The 16,325-nt window shown below is 57.6% G+C and carries 13 protein-coding genes; all 13 read left to right on the top strand.

What is annotated here, in order from left to right:
- The first annotated feature begins 1 nt into the window (after position 1).
- The 13 genes from A11S_RS08710 to lpxC all read left to right on the top strand — a co-directional run bounded on the left by A11S_RS08710 (position 2) and on the right by lpxC (position 16,264).
- On the top strand, positions 2 to 1,498 hold the full coding sequence (locus A11S_RS08710; protein ID WP_051054895.1) for a UDP-N-acetylmuramoylalanyl-D-glutamyl-2,6-diaminopimelate--D-alanyl-D-alanine ligase: 1,497 nt from the start codon (positions 2 to 4) through the stop codon (positions 1,496 to 1,498).
- Entirely contained in the window at positions 1,488 to 2,573 is a 1,086-nt protein-coding gene (mraY, locus tag A11S_RS08705) for a phospho-N-acetylmuramoyl-pentapeptide-transferase (RefSeq protein WP_015468144.1), read from the top strand. The genes A11S_RS08710 and mraY overlap by 11 nt, the downstream gene beginning before the upstream one ends.
- Positions 2,486 to 3,973, top strand: coding sequence for a UDP-N-acetylmuramoyl-L-alanine--D-glutamate ligase (murD, locus tag A11S_RS08700; RefSeq protein WP_235067709.1), 1,488 nt, complete (start codon positions 2,486 to 2,488; stop codon positions 3,971 to 3,973). The genes mraY and murD overlap by 88 nt, the downstream gene beginning before the upstream one ends.
- Complete coding sequence (locus A11S_RS08695; protein WP_015468142.1) at positions 3,970 to 5,163, top strand: FtsW/RodA/SpoVE family cell cycle protein; 1,194 nt, start codon at positions 3,970 to 3,972, stop codon at positions 5,161 to 5,163. The genes murD and A11S_RS08695 overlap by 4 nt, the downstream gene beginning before the upstream one ends.
- A 74-nt stretch (positions 5,164 to 5,237) precedes the next feature.
- Positions 5,238 to 6,392, top strand: a complete 1,155-nt coding sequence (murG, locus tag A11S_RS08690; RefSeq protein ID WP_015468141.1) for an undecaprenyldiphospho-muramoylpentapeptide beta-N-acetylglucosaminyltransferase — start codon at positions 5,238 to 5,240, stop codon at positions 6,390 to 6,392.
- A gap of 1 nt (position 6,393) precedes the next feature.
- A complete protein-coding gene (gene murC, locus A11S_RS08685; RefSeq protein WP_015468140.1) occupies positions 6,394 to 7,839 on the top strand; it encodes a UDP-N-acetylmuramate--L-alanine ligase in 1,446 nt (481 codons plus the stop codon).
- Between the two features lie 8 nt (positions 7,840 to 7,847).
- A complete protein-coding gene (gene murB / locus A11S_RS08680) occupies positions 7,848 to 8,834 on the top strand; it encodes a UDP-N-acetylmuramate dehydrogenase (RefSeq protein WP_015468139.1) in 987 nt (328 codons plus the stop codon).
- 34 nt (positions 8,835 to 8,868) lie between these two features.
- Positions 8,869 to 9,867, top strand: coding sequence for a D-alanine--D-alanine ligase (locus A11S_RS08675; protein ID WP_015468138.1), 999 nt, complete (start codon positions 8,869 to 8,871; stop codon positions 9,865 to 9,867).
- On the top strand, positions 9,777 to 10,661 hold the full coding sequence (locus tag A11S_RS08670; RefSeq protein WP_235067701.1) for a cell division protein FtsQ/DivIB: 885 nt from the start codon (positions 9,777 to 9,779) through the stop codon (positions 10,659 to 10,661). The genes A11S_RS08675 and A11S_RS08670 overlap by 91 nt, the downstream gene beginning before the upstream one ends.
- A 23-nt stretch (positions 10,662 to 10,684) precedes the next feature.
- Positions 10,685 to 11,953: a cell division protein FtsA gene (gene ftsA / locus A11S_RS08665; RefSeq protein WP_015468136.1), complete on the top strand. Its 1,269-nt coding sequence runs from the start codon at positions 10,685 to 10,687 to the stop codon at positions 11,951 to 11,953.
- Positions 11,954 to 12,098: 145 nt separating this feature from the next.
- Positions 12,099 to 12,887 carry a hypothetical protein gene (locus A11S_RS08660; RefSeq protein ID WP_051054920.1) on the top strand — a complete coding sequence of 263 codons (789 nt, stop codon included), beginning with the start codon at positions 12,099 to 12,101 and terminating at the stop codon, positions 12,885 to 12,887.
- A 371-nt stretch (positions 12,888 to 13,258) separates the two neighbouring features.
- Positions 13,259 to 15,094: a cell division protein FtsZ gene (gene ftsZ / locus A11S_RS08655; protein WP_015468133.1), complete on the top strand. Its 1,836-nt coding sequence runs from the start codon at positions 13,259 to 13,261 to the stop codon at positions 15,092 to 15,094.
- 234 nt (positions 15,095 to 15,328) lie between these two features.
- A complete protein-coding gene (lpxC, locus tag A11S_RS08650) occupies positions 15,329 to 16,264 on the top strand; it encodes a UDP-3-O-acyl-N-acetylglucosamine deacetylase (RefSeq protein WP_015468132.1) in 936 nt (311 codons plus the stop codon).
- The last annotated feature ends 61 nt before the right edge of the window (positions 16,265 to 16,325 follow it).

Raw genomic sequence — 16,325 nt, 5'->3', positions numbered from 1 at the left:
AATGTTATTTTGTAAGCACAGGCAGAAGCCAGCATCGCACGTGATCTGGAGCGCATCCGACGCGGCGAACGCCACGAACGGACGGTTGCTGGGCGCACGGGATTGGGCGGCAACGGGTGTGTCGATTGACACCCGTACATTACAGCCGGGTGACCTGTTCATCGCGATCAAGGGCGATGCCAGCGATGGCCATGCCTATGCCAAAATGGCATTGGACAAGGGTGCCGCGGCGGTGATGATTTCGCATCCGGTTGACGGATTGCCCGAACATGCGCCGGTTTTGATGGTGGATGATACGTTCACCGGCATGCAGGCGTTGGGCCAGGGGGCGCGCAATCGCACGGCTGCAAAAATTATTGGGGTCACCGGATCGGTCGGTAAAACCGGGACCAAGGAAATGATGGCCGTGGCGTTCGGCGCATTGGGCCAAACCCATTACAGCAAAGCCAGCCATAACAACCATTGGGGCGTGCCATTATCGTTGTCGACCATGCATGCGGGATGTGATTACGGCATTTTTGAAATGGGCATGAACCATGCCGGTGAATTGTCGAACCTGACGCGACAGGTGCGCCCGGATATTGCGATTATCACCACGATTGAGCCGGTCCATCTGGAACATTTTGGCACGACCGAAGCCATCGCGGCGGCGAAGGCCGAAATTTTTGAAGGTATGGATGCCAGCGGCGTGGCCATTTTGAATGCGGATAACCCGCATTTCGATCAATTGGCTCAGGTTGCCCGCCAATGCGGTGTTGGCAAAATTCTGTCTTTTGGCGGCGGGGATCAGGTTGATGGGCGGTTGGTGGAATGCCTGCTGGCATCCAATGGGTCGCGTGTGAAGGCGATTATTTGCGGGGAGGAAGTGTCCTTCACCCTGTTGATCGCCGGACGCCATATCGCCATGAATGCGATTGCCGTTTTGCTGGCCGTATCCGCCGCCGGTGGAAATGTGCGTAAGGCCGCGAAAGCATTGGAAAAAGTCGAACCGCCCGTGGGGCGTGGCCGGCGCGAGCGTATCAATATCGGTGATCGCCGTAATCCTGTCACATTGATCGACGAAAGCTATAACGCATCCCCCGTGGCGATGCAGGCGGCGTTCAAGGTTCTGGCCCTGATTGATCCGGGCCGGGGTGGTCGCCGTATTGCGGTGCTGGGCGATATGCTGGAACTGGGTGATGATGGCGCGCGTTTGCATGCTGAACTGGCTTTGCCATTACAGGCGGCGGATGTGAATTTGGTTTATACATGCGGGGCGTTGATGAAAAACCTGCATGATGCTTTGCCGCCGGAACAACGTGGCGCGCACCGCGCGACCAGCACCGAGCTGGCCGAGATTGTGCCCGAAGTTCTGGTGCCCGGCGACGTCGTGATGGTCAAGGGATCACACGGCAGCCGGATGGATGTTGTGGTGGAAACACTGCGCCATCTACCACAAACCCGAAAACAAAAGAAAAACGCAAACACATCACGCCGCGAGGTTGAAGATGCTTTATAATTTGCTGGCCCCGCTGGGCGATGATTTTATCTTTTTCAACCTGTTTCGGTACCTGACCTTCCGGACCGGGTGCGCCATTATGACGGCGCTGGTGATCTGTTTCCTGATCGGTCCCGGTATGATCCGCTGGTTGAAATCCAAACAGGGCAGCGCCAGCAATATCCGTGAATATCTGGAAGAAGCCCACGCGAAAAAGGCCGGTACCCCGACCATGGGTGGTTTGATGGTGTTGATTTCCGTCACCATTTCCACATTGTTATGGGCGGATTTGTCCAATCATTATGTGTGGATTGCGCTGATGGTTATGGTCGGGTTTGGCTTGATTGGTTTTGGTGATGATTATCTGAAACTGACCAAGAAAAATTCCAAAGGTCTGTCCGGTAAGTTGAAACTGGTGGCGCAGGTGAGCATTGGCCTGATCGCCACGCTGTGGATCATGCACGTGGCGCCGGAAACGCTGAACCATCATGTGGCGATTCCGTTTTTTAAATCGCTGTTCCTGAATTTGGGCTGGTTCTTTATCCCCTGGGCGGTTGTGGTGATGGTGGGGGCGTCGAATGCGGTCAACCTGACCGATGGCCTGGATGGTCTGGCGATTGTTCCGGTGGCGATTGCGGCGGCCTGTTTCGGGTTGATTGCGTATCTGGTCGGTAACGCCATTTACTCCAACTATCTGCAAATTCCGTTTGTGCCGGGTACGGGTGAACTGGCCATCCTGTGCGGTGCATTGGTTGGCGCGGCGATGGGATTTTTGTGGTACAACGCGCCCCCGGCGATGGTGTTTATGGGTGACACGGGATCGTTGTCCATGGGCGGCGTTCTGGGCGCGATGGCGGTGATTACGAAACACGAACTGGTGCTGGCCATTATCGGCGGCCTGTTTGTGTTGGAAACCGTATCGGTGATCGTTCAGGTGGCGTCGTTTAAATTGACGGGCAAACGCGTGTTCCGTATGGCACCGCTGCACCATCATTACGAGAAAAAAGGGTGGTCGGAACCGACCGTTGTGATCCGTTTCTGGATCATTGCGGTTATTCTGGCTTTGATCGGGCTTTCAACATTGAAATTGCGATGATTGATTTATCGTCTATAGCCGCCGGTTTGGGTGGTCGTCCTGTTGCGGTGTTCGGGTTGGGGTTGTCCGGCCTGGCCACCGTTTCGGCTTTTGTGCGGGCGGGTGTGTCCGTCACGGCCTGGGACGATGATGAAACCAAACGGACGCAAGCGGCGTCCGAAGGTGCAACCATCACCAACCTGAGTATTGCGGACCTGTCCGGTTTTGCCATGCTGGTCGTGGCGCCGGGTATTCCGCTGACGCACCCGGAACCGCATGTGGTTGTGGCACGGGCGCAGGAATCTGGCGTGGAAATTCTGGGCGATGTTGAATTGTTGCACCGGGTTCATCATGGCCGCAAAACCATCGGCATTACCGGCACAAATGGTAAATCGACAACCACGGCATTGATCGGGCATGTTCTGAATGCCAACGGCATAACGGCGTCCGTCGGCGGGAATATTGGCCGCGCGGCACTGGATATCGAATTGCCACCGAAGGACGGCGTGATCGTTCTGGAATTGTCGTCCTATCAGCTGGATCTGTGCCCGACCTTTGCCCCCGAGATTGGCGTGCATATGAATTTAACGCCCGACCATCTGGACCGCCATGGCGACATGGCCGGATATGCGGCGGCGAAGATGCGGATTTTCCGCGGGGCCGGGGCCGCCATTATCGGTGTGGATGACGAACCATCCCGCGCCATGTTCAAACAGGTGCAGGAGGCGGGCGAGCGCGATGTGTACGCGATTTCTGTCGTCAATCCGGTGGAACGCGGCGCGTATGTGTCAAACGGCGTGTTGTTTGACTGCATGGATGGGGATGCGCGTGAAATCGGGTCTGTCTCCGCGTTTTCGACATTGCCCGGCGTGCATAACCACCAGAACATTTGCGCGGCCTATATTGCCGCACGATTGTCCGGGCTGGATGCGGATACGATTATGAACGCGGTGAAAACCTATCCGGGCCTGCCGCACCGTCAGTTTATGACGCGCGTGATCAATGGTGTCGCCTATGTCAATGACAGCAAGGCCACCAATGCCGATGCCACGGCGAAGGCTCTGGTCTGCTATCGCAATATCTGCTGGATCGTCGGGGGCAAGCCCAAGGATGGCGGCCTGAACGGTCTGGAACCGTTTATGGACCGCGTGCGCAAAGCCTTCGTGATCGGCGCGGCGATGGATGATTTTTGCAAGTGGCTGGACAATCACGGCGTTGATTATGTGCGCAGTGAAACGTTGGATCGCGCGGTCAGTGATGCTCACATCACGGCGCAATCCGCACGGGGCGAACCGGGCGGGGCGGGCGTTGTGCTGCTGTCCCCGGCCTGCGCGTCGTTTGATCAGTTCCGGTCCTTTGAACACCGGGGCGACGAATTTACGAAAATGGTCATGGCTCTGCCCGAGGGGGACAAGGCATGATCGGTTTATCTGCCAACCATAACCGCACCGGGCGCATGTTTTCCCGGACCGACCAATCCATTGTCGGGCAATGGTGGTGGACGGTGGATCGCGTGTTGCTGTCCATCATGCTGGCGTTGGCCGGAATCGGGATTGTGATGGTGGTGACCGGGTCGCCGCCGGTGGCGGAACGGCTGGGGCTGGATCAATATTATTTCTTTAAACGCCATATGGTGTTTTTGGTGCCATCGCTTCTGGCCATGGTGGGGTTGTCGATGTGTTCGCACCGGACCATCTGGCGCATTGCCAGTGTTATTCTGGCGGGCAGCATTTTGTGCATGGCGTTCGTTCTGGTCGCCGGGGCGGAAGTGAAGGGCGCGCAGCGTTGGATTCACTTACCCTTCGGGTCCATTCAGCCCAGTGAATTTGCCAAGCCTGCTTTTGCCGTTGTCATCGCCTGGTTTATGGCACGGCAGAAAGACCAGCCGGGGTTCCCCGGCGATCGTCTGGCGGCGGGGCTGTATGCGTTGCTGATTTCACTGCTGATCCTGCAACCCGATTTCGGGATGTCGATGCTGGTCACCGCCATTATCGTGGGGCAGGTGTTTCTGGCGGGGCTGCCGTTGCGCCTGGTTGTTGGGCTGGGTGGTGTCGCGGCCTTGGGCGGCGTTGGCGCGTATTTCGGCCTGCACCACGTGCGCAGCCGTATTGACCGTTTCCTCAATCCCGAAACGGGCGATACGTATCAGATCGATTTGGCGCGGCAAGCGTTTCAGGAAGGCGGCGCATTTGGCGCCGGTCCGGGGCAGGGGACGGTCAAGCTGGCCATTCCCGATGCGCATACCGATTTCGTGTTTTCAGTCGCGGGTGAAGAAATGGGGTTGGTCCTGTTGCTGATCATCATCGGCCTGTTTGCCTGGGTTATTTTGCGTGGTCTGAACCGTGTGATGGATTCGGATAACATGTTTGTTATTCTGGGCACTGGGGGCCTGTTGACCATGTTCGGATGCCAAAGTTTGGTTCATATGGGGTCGAATCTGGCCCTGATCCCGACCAAGGGCATGACCCTGCCTTTCTTGAGCTATGGCGGATCGTCGCTGGTGGCGGTGGGAATCGGCATGGGGTTTTTGCTGGCTTTAACCCGGCGTCAGGGGCGATCCACCATTGCCAAAGGCGGCATGGCCCCCAAAACCCAGATGAATGCCTCCTAAACCTTTGGGATAAGGCGGGTTTGTGGCATGATGCAGGTCTGTACAGACCCGTTTTCAGGCAGTAAAACGTCATTATGACAGATACATCCAAACTGATTCTTTTGAGTGCCGGTGGGACCGGCGGCCATGTGTTTCCAGCGGCGGCGTTGGGACGCGACCTGATTTCGCGCGGCTATCGCGTCGAACTGGTCACCGATGCACGCGGCAGCAAGTTCGCCAATATTTTCGAAGACATCCCCGTTCATGTAATCAGCGCGGGAACGCTGGGCCGTGGGCTGGTAGGCAAGGTGCGTGGCGCGGCCGGATTGGCCTTCGGTATTTTACAGGCGCGCAAGCTGGTAAAAAAATTGAAACCCGCTGTTGTCGCCGGGTTTGGTGGGTATCCGTCGTTCCCCGCCGTGTTCGCGGCGCAGGGAATGAAGATTGATACAATCATCCACGAACAAAACGCGATTGTTGGGCGTGCCAATGTCATGCTGGCCGGGCGCGCCAGCCGCATTGCCCTGTCCATGCCGCATGTGCATGGGTTGGAGCCGGCGGATAATGCCCGGGCCGTTGTCACGGGCAACCCGGTGCGCGAAGAAATTTCGTCGTTAAGCTACAAACCCTATCCCATCATCCAGCCGGATGGCATCCTGCGCATCTTCGTGATGGGCGGATCGCTGGGGGCGCATGTGTTTTCCGATGTGGTTCCGGCGGCGTTGTCGCGCCTGTCCCCGGATTACCGCGCGCGGATCGAAGTGGTACAGCAATGCCGCGAAAGCGACATTGAAAACGTGCGTCGCATTTATGATGCGGCGGGGATCAAGGCGGAATTGGAAACATTTTTCCGTGATGTGCCGGACCGTCTGGCACACACGCATTTGGTGATTGGCCGTTCCGGTGCCAGCACGGTGGCCGAGGTTACCGCGGCGGGCCGCCCGGCGATTTTTGTGCCGTACCCGCACCACGCCGACCAACAACAAAAAGCCAACGCCGATATGGTGGCCGATGCCGGTGGCGCATGGGTGATGACCCAGAACGGATTTACCGAGGAAGCACTGCTGGCCCGCATTGAAACCTTCCTGCAAAACCCGCAAACATTGTTCCGCGCGGCGGAAGCGGCGCGCAGTGTGGGCCGCCCCGATGCGGCGCGGCGTTTGGGCAATCTGGTGATGGCCGTGGCCTCCGGTTGGGATGGCGAAGCCATGCGCCCGCAGGGCCCGACGCCCAGTAACGAGGATAAATAAAATGCGTATTATTCCCTGCGACACCGGAACATTGCATTTCGTCGGTATCGGCGGCATTGGCATGAGCGGGATCGCCGAAATTCTGCACGGCATGGGCTACAGCGTGCAGGGATCGGACCAATCCGAAAACGCCAATGTGCAACGCCTGCGGGACAAAGGCATTCATGTGTCGATTGGTCATGCAGAGGAAAATTTGCAAACGCCCAAGGGTGATATGGCGGCGGTTGTCGTTGTGTCATCCGCGGTGAAATCCACAAACCCGGAATTGGTCGCCGCACGGGATGCGCGCCTGCCGGTGGTGCGCCGGGCGGATATGCTGGCCGAATTGATGCGTCTGCGTCGGGCCATTGCCATTGGCGGCACACACGGTAAAACCACCACGACATCCATGGTGGGGGCAATGCTGGAATCCGGCGGGCTGGACCCCACGGTGATCAATGGCGGTATCGTCAATGCCTATGGCACCAACACCCGTATGGGCGTTGGGGATTGGATGGTGGCCGAGGCGGATGAAAGTGATGGAACATTCACGCGTCTGCCCGCAACGCATGTCGTTGTCACCAACATTGACCCGGAACATATGGACCATTACGGCGATTTTGATGCCGTGCGTGAATCCTATCGCCAATATGTGCAAAATATTCCGTTCTATGGCTTCGCGGTTTTGTGTCTTGACCATCCGGAAGTGCGCGACCTGGCCGAATCCGTCACCGACCGCAAAATCATCACCTATGGCTTCGCGGATGATGCCGATGTGCGGGCCGAAAATGTGCGCGTTGAAAATGGCGTGTCCGTTTTCGATGTGATTTTTGATGATGGTTTGATTTTGCGTGATATGCGCCTGCCAATGCTGGGCTTGCACAACGTGCAAAATTCCCTGGCGGCGCTGGCCATTGGCCATCAATTGAACTTTTCCGAAAGCGCCATGCGCGAAGCCTTGTCGAATTTCGCCGGGGTGAAACGCCGCTTTACCCGCACAGGTGTGGTTGATGGCATTACCGTGATTGATGATTACGGCCATCACCCGATTGAAATCACCGCCGTGTTAAAGGCGGCCCGGATGGCTGTGTCCGAAACGGGTGGGCGTGTTCTGGCCGTGATGCAGCCGCACCGTTATTCGCGCCTGTCGTCGTTGTTTGACGAATTCTGTGCCTGCTTTGCCGATGCGGATTACGTGTTTATCGCGCCCGTCTATGCCGCCGGTGAAACGCCGATCAATGGCGTTGATCACCAGATTTTGGCGGAAGGGGTTGAACAATCCGGTCACCATCGCGTGGCCGTTCTGGCGGGGCCGGAAGGGTTGCCGGTGGCGATCAATGCTGTGGCGAAGCCGGGGGACTACGTGGTCTGCCTGGGCGCCGGGGACATTACCAAATGGGCGTACGCCCTGCCGGGGCAGATTGAAAATTTACGCGGCCAAACGAAAAAATCGGGAAGCGTTGCGTAAAACCCGCCATGACAAAATCCGCCGTTAAAATCGCATCCACACAATTGCCGTCCGTGCGCGGGCGTTATACCGACAATGCCCCGCTGGGTAGCGTGGGGTGGTTCCGGTGTGGCGGCACGGCGGATGTGTTGTTCAAGCCGGCGGATCTGGATGATCTGGTGGCGTTCCTGTCGGCATGTCCGGCGGATATTCCGGTAACGACGTTGGGCGTGTTGTCCAACACCATCGTGCGTGATGGGGGTTTGCGCGGCGTGGTCATTCGTCTGGGGCGTGAATTTGCCGATATCCGCTTTGATGGGCACGACGTATTCGCCGGGGCCGCGGCGTTGGATGGCAATGTGGCCACTGTCGCCGCCGATGCGGGGCTGGCGGGGTTGGAATTTTTAAGCGGCGTGCCCGGCACGATTGGTGGCGCATTGCGCATGAATGCCGGGGCCTATGGTACGGAAACGAAAGATGTTCTGGTCCACGCCACGGCGGTGGATCGTGTTGGATGCGTGCGTCAATTAACGCCCGCCGATATGCACATGACATACCGCCATACCGATGTTCCAGAAGACTGGATTTTTACCCATGCGGTGGTCCGCGGCACGCCGGGTGATGCGGACACCATTCGCGCACATATCGCCGATATCAAAACCAAACGGGCGACGACGCAACCGATCCGGGAAAAAACGGGCGGGTCGACCTTTGCCAACCCATCCGCCGATGAACTGGCCGCCGCCGGATTGCCCGACGGCACGAAGACTTGGCAATTGATCGACCGCGTCGGGGGGCGGGGTCTGACCATCGGTGGGGCGATGATGTCGGATTTGCACTGTAATTTCATGATCAATACCGGAACGGCCACGGCCGCTGATCTGGAAAATCTGGGCGAAGAAATCCGCCGCCGCGTGCTGGATCAAACCGGGGTGACGTTGCGGTGGGAAATTCGCCGTATTGGTGATGTTTTGCCCGATCCGGCGCTTGTCCCCGACCCCCAACATCTGCAATGATGGTAACAGGTCACGGAAACGAAAGGGGCTCATCATGGCGAAGAAGGTTGCATTGCTGGTTGGCGGTTGGTCTGCCGAACGTCAAGTGTCTCTGGATAAAGGAAAATCCGTCGAGAAAGCCCTGATCGAAGCGGGCTATGACGTGACCGTTATTGATGTGAAAAAAGATATTCCGGCCCTGATCGCCGCGCTGACGCCGAAACCGGATGCGGTTTTCAATAACCTGCATGGCCGCGGCGGTGAAGATGGCGTGATCCAGGGCGTTTTGGAAATGCTCGAAATTCCCTACACCCATTCCGGTGTTCTGGCCTCCGCGATTGGCATGGACAAGCCGATTGCCCGCCGTCTGGCCGCGTCGGTTGGCGTGCCCGTGGCCGAGGGCCGCGTCGCGACGAAGGATGAAGTGCTGTCCGGCAAGGTTATGGATGCGCCCTATGTTGTGAAACCGACGAACGAAGGCTCCAGCGTGGGCGTGCGCATCGTGCTGGAAAACGACAATCACCCGCCGCTGGATGCTGAAAGCTGGGTTTACGGTGAAACCGTTCTGGTTGAACGCTATATCCCGGGGCGCGAACTGACCGTGGCCGTTCTGGACGGCGTGGCCCAGGCCGTGACCGAGATTGTATCGCAAACCCGTTTCTTTGATTACGAAGCCAAATACCACGACACCCGCACATCCTACGTCATGCCGGCCCCGGTTTCGGATGATGTTTACAACACGGCGCTTGACTATGCGAAGCGTGTCTACGATGTTCTCGGGTGCGAAGGGCTGGCCCGTTGTGATTTCCGCTATGATGATTCAAAGGCGGGCGCGACGGGGTTGTGCTTCCTCGAAATTAACACCCAACCTGGATGCACGGCTGAATCCATCGGTCCGTCCCAGGTTATTCGCAACGGCAAAACCTTTGCCGAACTTTGTGCCCACCTTGTGGAGAATGCCCGATGCCACGCTCTCGATCAGGCAAATCAAACGGCGCACGGCGCAGCTCCGTCCTCGGACGGCGCAGCCGCAACGCAAAAAAAACGCGCATAATTAACGCGTTACGCCGTTTTGGTTTTATCACCGCGCTGGTCGTGACCAGCGCGTGGGGTGGTGCATGGCTGTGGATGTCCGGCACGGTGACGCGCACGATGGATAATGCCGAACAGGCGTTCCAATCCTCCGCCGCCGAAGCGGGCTATGCCGTTCAAAACGTGTTGGTCGAAGGGCGCGTGAACGCCGATCCGGATGTGCTGTTGGGGTTGATCAATGTCCGCCGGGGCGACCCGATTATGGCGTTCGACCCGGTTCAGGTGAAAAACCAACTTGAACGCGTATCATGGGTGGAAAGCGCCCATGTGGAACGCCGGTTGCCCGATACGATTTACGTGCGCTTGACCGAACGTGTGCCGTTGGCTCTGTGGCAGCATCAGGGGAAAGTCCGTCTGGTGGATGGCAAGGGTGCGGTTCTGGCCGAAACCAATCTGGCAAAATTCCGTGATCTGCCCTTGATCGTGGGCGAAGATGCGCCATTCCACGCCGCGCCGTTGATCGGCCTGCTGGGCGGCGAGCCAACCATTCGTGATCAGGTCGAGGCCATCACCTGGGTGGGTGAACGCCGTTGGGATTTGAAAATGAAAAACGGCGTGGTTGTTCGTTTGCCGGAGGGGGATGTAGCCTTGGCGCTGTCCCGTCTGGCCAAGGCCGATGCCGAAGATGGTTTGTTGAAAAAAGACATTACGATTGTTGATTTGCGTGAAAGCAATCGCATCACCGTGCGCACCGCGCCGGGGCGGGTTCAGGAATATAAAGCCAGCTTCAGCACGTCTGGCGAGAATGATATTTAAGGGTATGAACGGCGTATAAGCTTATGAAACACAAACCAAAACCAAAAGGCTCTGTCCTTGCCGCACTGGATATTGGCAGCAGCAAGATTGCATGCTTTATCGCGCGCATTATTGATGACGAGGGCGGGTTTGAAGTTTTGGGCATTGGTCATCAGGCCTCCAACGGAATCAAGGGCGGCACCGTTATTGATCTGGAGGCGGCCGAAGCTTCTATCCGTCAGGCGGTGAATGCGGCCGAACACATGGCGGCGCAGACGATCAAGGGCTATCCCTTGCGCGAAGTTGTGATCAACGTTCCCGGCATTCATGCGCAATCGCATTCCTTTGGCGTTGATATTGACGTTCTGGGACACGAGGTGACGGATCACGATATCCGCCGCGCGCTGGCCCGGGCGCAGACGCAAGCGCTCAGCACTGATCACGAACTGGTCCACACCATAGCCACGGGATTCACCGTTGATGGCCATGGTGGCGTGCGCGATCCGCGCGGATTGTTCACACAAAAAATGCAGGCTCATATCCATCTGGTGACGGGGGATACCGGGGCGTTGCGCAATATTGCGACATGCATTGAACGTTCGCATCTGGATATTACGGCGATGTGCCTGTCCTCCTATGCCGCTGGTCTGGCCAGTCTGGTGGAGGATGAGATGGAGCTGGGCTGTACCGTCATTGATATGGGCGGGGGCGTGACGTCGCTGGCTGTATTCCAAGGCGGATCAATGATTTACGCCGATTCCATTCCCGTCGGCGGCCAACATGTCACCAGTGACGTGGCGCGCGGATTGACCACCACCATGGCGGCGGCCGAGCGGTTGAAAACGCTGTATGGCTCGGCCATGGCGTCCTCGACGGATGAAAGCGAATTGATCGACGTGCCGCAAATCGGTGAAGACCCGGATGTCGCGCCCAACCATGTACCGCGGTCCTTGCTGGTCGGGATTATCCAGCCGCGTTTGGAAGAAATTTTTGAATTGGTGCGGGCCCGTCTGGATGATTCCGGTTTGGGCTCGGCCATTGGCCGCCGTGTGGTTTTGACGGGCGGAGCCAGCCAGCTGCCGGGCCTGCGCGATCTGGGGCAGCATGTTTTGGATAAACAGGTGCGCTTGGGGCGTCCTCTGCGCGTCGGGGCCTTACCCGAAGCGGTGAGCGGCCCGGCTTTTGCCACGACCGCCGGTCTTTTGACCTTCATCTCCGAACATGCCGACGAAATGCCCGCCGCCATCATGGCCCAGGCCGAGCCGGGCAACCTGTTCGACCGCGTGCGTTTGTGGTTGCGGGAAAACTGGTAAAATCGTGATTACCGATTGAGTCGTCACCCCGGCGAAAGCCGGGGTCTTCGTCCCTTATGGCTGGAAGATCCCGGCTTTCGCCGGGATGACGCATAGGGGGCTGGATTGCTTGTTCGGGTTTGAAACCTCCGCTATAACCAACCCCATGGCAAAACCCAATTTACGGACATGGAACGGGCGGATTGAATGGATGCGCGCACAGGCGTGGGCCAGTTTTCATGCGGATGGCATGGTCAATCACGATGCGATCTGGCAACCCAAAAACGATGTGCCCGCAACCCGCTATGCCACGTTAAGCGATGCGTTTAACGCTTTGAATCAATTGGCGCCGACCTTCTCTAATCTAGGTGGAAATCTGGCGGTGCGGGCGTGGGCTCCGATGCCCGATGTCGTGCGGGCGCGCATGACGGATTTCGTCGCTGATCATGGCTATACCGATTTATCCTATCTGGGCAATGGCGGGCGGGCCGTGGCGTTGCGGGCCCGGCATAGCGCCAGCGGCGAAATGCGCGTGGTGCGGGTTGAGGGCGATCATCATTGCCGCCAACCGCGCCCCCTTCATTCGACCGTGTTGCAGGCTTTTTCCAGCAACCAGAATATGTTGGATGATTTTGATCAGGTGCGCATTGAAATGTTGCCCGAAGTGGTTCCGCTGACGCGCCTGCCCGAACGTCTGGTGTCGGAGGGTGGTCGCGCCTACACCAATGCCATTGTGGATCTGTCGTGGGGGACGAACAAAGCCTATCCGCGTGACTGGTTTGATTATGATGCCGAACCACAGAATGTCGGCATTTTGCCGAACGGGCAGGTTGTGACGTTTGATCCGGAAATTTTCACCGATGCGGATGCGGCCCAGCGGCGGCGTGAATTTGAACGGCATCAGCACGGCCCGCGCGCCGATCTGTGGCTGGCGCTGTATGGGGTTGGGGCTTAAAACGCCTGTCTTGGCGGTGTTTCTGAATCATCCGCAGCTTTATCCCGCGCTTCATCCCCTGATGCCTGTGGACGAATCGTATTGAATCCATGCACAGAATCAATATTTATCCACAGGAAAACGCCGCGCGACTCTTTCCGAATCAATGTGGGTTTGCCACACTGGCGAAGTCTTGAGTCGGATGAATCACTTAGCGGTTCGTCCTCACCTGAAAAACAATGAATTAAACGGGTAAAATGGCACGTATTTCAGGGCTTTCCTGCGCTTCTGCGGCGCGAAGGCTCTTTTAATGGCGAATCATCCCCCATAGAATCACGAGTAGTCAACTCCACCGCGTCCACGGAGGTCCTTTCAAAATGATCAATGTAAGAATGCAGCATAAAGAGGTTAAGAAATTGTCTCCGAAAATTACAGTCGTCGGTGTCGGCGGCGCGGGCGGCAATGCCGTCAATAATATGATCACCTCCGGTCTGGAAGGTGTGGAGTTCGTGGTCTGCAATACAGATGCGCAAGCGCTCGACGGGTCCCTGTGTGAAAACAAGGTTCAGTTGGGTATGGCGGTGACCGGCGGTCTGGGCGCGGGTGCGCGACCGGAAGTCGGCGGCGCGGCTGCTGAAGAATCTCTGGATGATGTTCTGCGCTTTCTTGATGGTGCGAACATGGCCTTTATCACTGCCGGTATGGGCGGTGGCACGGGGACGGGCGCTGCACCCGTTATCGCCAAAGCCTGCCGCGACAAGGGTATTCTGACCATCGGTGTTGTGACCAAGCCGTTCCATTTCGAAGGCGCCCTGCGCATGAAGATGGCCGAGGCTGGTATCGCCGAGATGCAGGATTATGTCGACACGCTGATCGTTATTCCGAACCAGAATCTGTTCCGTGTTGCGAACGAAAAAACCACCTTTGCCGATGCCTTCAAAATGGCGGACGGTGTTTTGCAATCCGGTGTACGTGGCGTAACCGATTTGATGGTTATGCCGGGTATGATCAACCTGGACTTTGCCGACATCCGCACCGCGATGATGGAAATGGGCAAGGCGATGATGGGCACGGGCGAAGCCACTGGCGAACGCCGTGCTGTCGAAGCTGCCGAAGCCGCCATCAACAACCCGTTGCTGGACGACGTATCGATGAAGGGCGCCCATGGCGTGATCATCAACGTGACCGGCGGTTACGACATGACCCTGTTCGAAGTGGACGAGGCCTGTAACCGCATCCGTGACGAAGTTGACCCGAATGCCAATATCATCTTCGGTTCCACGTTCGATGGCACATTGGACGGCGTGATGCGCGTATCCGTTTTCGCAACGGGTATCGATGTTGAGGCTGTTGCCAAATCACGTGGCCCAAAAAACGTAACCAACACGGTTCTGAACGCGCTGACCAGTGCGCAACAGGCTGAACGTCGCGTTGACCGCACCGCCCGTCCGGCGGATGCTGTTGTGGCTCCGGCTGCAAAGCTGACGGCTCCGGCACAAACGTCTGCGCCGGTTCGTCCGACGACGACGCATGCGGCTGTGTCCGCTCCGGCGCGCACGACGGCAACGTCCGCGGTATCCGGTTCGATGGTTGGTTCCGCTGTACGCAAGATGGATCAGGCCGTTGAAATGGATATGTTTGAACAGCAGGCCGTCGAAGTGGCCCCGGTTCAAGCCTATGTGCAGGAACAAACCCAGGTTCAGGTCCAAGAAACAGTTCAGGCCCAGCAATCGTACTATCATCAGTATGAGCAACAAGCCGCACCGCAACCGGTAACCCGTCCGACCCAAGACTCGATGCGTGGTAGCCGTTACGGTGAATCCTTTATCCCGCCGCGCGCCGTTGAACCGGAACGCCAGCCGGATGTTGTGTCCTATGGCGCCCCCGCACCGATGCACCGCACGGTCGAGGCCCCGGTACAACCGTCTGGTCTGACCCTGCGTCCGCCATCTGTGGCCACGCAACAGGCGGCCCAGCCGAAAAAACGCACGCCGTCCATTTTCGAGCGGTTTACACGCCGCCACGAAGAAGAGGACGTGCTGGATGTTCGTGAACAAGCCGCTCCGCAGGCTGGCGAAAGCCACAATAATGCGGGTGGTCTGCGCGCCGGGCACCATGCTCCGGTTCAGCAAGCCCTGGCGATTGATGCGCCTGTGGCCACCAAGCCGGGTCTGCAAAATGATGAAGACCTGGATATTCCGGCTTTCTTGCGTCGCCAGGCCAATTAATCCCTGATTTCATCAGGGGCGTTGGCCTCTCCTTCCAAGGGGGTTGGTTTATCCAGCCCCCTCTTTTTTTGCTGGGAGGGTGGTTGGGGTTTAATCCATTAAAATCAAGACGTTAGCGTTTGTAACAAACCGCAATAAAGCGTGATTTGTTTTGGAAAATCAGAGTCTTATATAGTCACTCTACGAGATCTCTCTTTTCCAATGGGCCGGGCCTTCCGGTGGTGTAATGCGCGTATGCAACAGACTTTAAAATCATCCGTACAATGCGTTGGTGTGGGCCTTCATTCCGGGGTCGACGTCACCATGGTGATCAACCCGGCTGGGACCGATCATGGCATTGTGTTTGTTCGGACCGATGTGACGAACGGTGATAACCGCATTCCCGCCCGCTGGGATCATGTGGTCGATACGCGCATGTGCACTGTGGTCGCCAATAAAAATGGCGCCAGCGTTGGAACAATCGAACATTTGATGGCCGCTTTGCGCGGTTGCGGCGTGGACAACGCGTTGATCGAACTGAACGGCCCGGAAATTCCGGTGATGGATGGTTCGTCCGCACCGTTCGTGGCCCTGATTGATTCCGTCGGAACTAAGGCGCAGGAAGCACCGCGCCGCGCCATCCGCGTATTGAAAGAAGTCGAAGTGCGTGACGGCGACAAGGTCGTGCGTCTGCGCCCGTCCAACGGGGCCGTGTTCGGCGGCGCCATTGATTTTAACCACCCGTCCATCGGGCACCAGACGTACCAAACGCGTCTGGTCAACGGCAATTTCCGTCACGACATTGCCGATGCCCGCACCTTTGGCTTCGTACAGGAAGTCGAGGCCCTGCGCGCAGCAGGTTTGGCACGCGGCGGTTCGCTGGATAACGCAATCGTGTTGAATGACGCGGGCGTTATGAATGATGGTGGCCTGCGGTTCGTGGATGAATTCATCCGCCACAAATTGTTGGACGCGATCGGCGATTTGTATCTGGCCGGTGGCCCGATCATCGGGGAATATGACGGGTTCAAGGCTGGTCATGCCCTGAACAATCAGATCCTGCACGTTCTGTTTTCCACGCCGGGGGCTTGGGTTCCGGTCGATTTGTTCGTCGAATATGATGCGATGAATGATGGTGTGTTGTCCGCCGTTCCGGATGATGCGCGTGTTGGTTCCGTGGCGATTGCCTGATCTTAAAAACATGTTCCGGTGCGGATCGTTTCGCAATCGCGCCGGGCTTTGATTTCCATGA

The sequence above is a fragment of the Micavibrio aeruginosavorus EPB genome, from assembly GCF_000348745.1.
Lineage (GTDB): Bacteria > Pseudomonadota > Alphaproteobacteria > Micavibrionales > Micavibrionaceae > Micavibrio > Micavibrio aeruginosavorus_A.
This window is presented reverse-complemented; position numbering and strand designations above follow the sequence as displayed.

What these genes read in the sequence shown, in the direction of transcription:
- A11S_RS08710 (WP_051054895.1), top strand. Translation starts at nt 2, where the DNA reads ATGTTATTTTGTAAGCACAGGCAGAAGCCAGCATCGCACGTGATCTGG.
- mraY (WP_015468144.1), top strand. Translation starts at nt 1,488, where the DNA reads ATGCTTTATAATTTGCTGGCCCCGCTGGGCGATGATTTTATCTTTTTC.
- A11S_RS08695 (WP_015468142.1), top strand. Translation starts at nt 3,970, where the DNA reads ATGATCGGTTTATCTGCCAACCATAACCGCACCGGGCGCATGTTTTCC.
- murG (WP_015468141.1), top strand. Translation starts at nt 5,238, where the DNA reads ATGACAGATACATCCAAACTGATTCTTTTGAGTGCCGGTGGGACCGGC.
- murC (WP_015468140.1), top strand. Translation starts at nt 6,394, where the DNA reads ATGCGTATTATTCCCTGCGACACCGGAACATTGCATTTCGTCGGTATC.
- murB (WP_015468139.1), top strand. Translation starts at nt 7,848, where the DNA reads ATGACAAAATCCGCCGTTAAAATCGCATCCACACAATTGCCGTCCGTG.
- A11S_RS08675 (WP_015468138.1), top strand. Translation starts at nt 8,869, where the DNA reads ATGGCGAAGAAGGTTGCATTGCTGGTTGGCGGTTGGTCTGCCGAACGT.
- A11S_RS08670 (WP_235067701.1), top strand. Translation starts at nt 9,777, where the DNA reads ATGCCACGCTCTCGATCAGGCAAATCAAACGGCGCACGGCGCAGCTCC.
- ftsA (WP_015468136.1), top strand. Translation starts at nt 10,685, where the DNA reads ATGAAACACAAACCAAAACCAAAAGGCTCTGTCCTTGCCGCACTGGAT.
- A11S_RS08660 (WP_051054920.1), top strand. Translation starts at nt 12,099, where the DNA reads ATGGCAAAACCCAATTTACGGACATGGAACGGGCGGATTGAATGGATG.
- ftsZ (WP_015468133.1), top strand. Translation starts at nt 13,259, where the DNA reads ATGCAGCATAAAGAGGTTAAGAAATTGTCTCCGAAAATTACAGTCGTC.
- lpxC (WP_015468132.1), top strand. Translation starts at nt 15,329, where the DNA reads ATGCAACAGACTTTAAAATCATCCGTACAATGCGTTGGTGTGGGCCTT.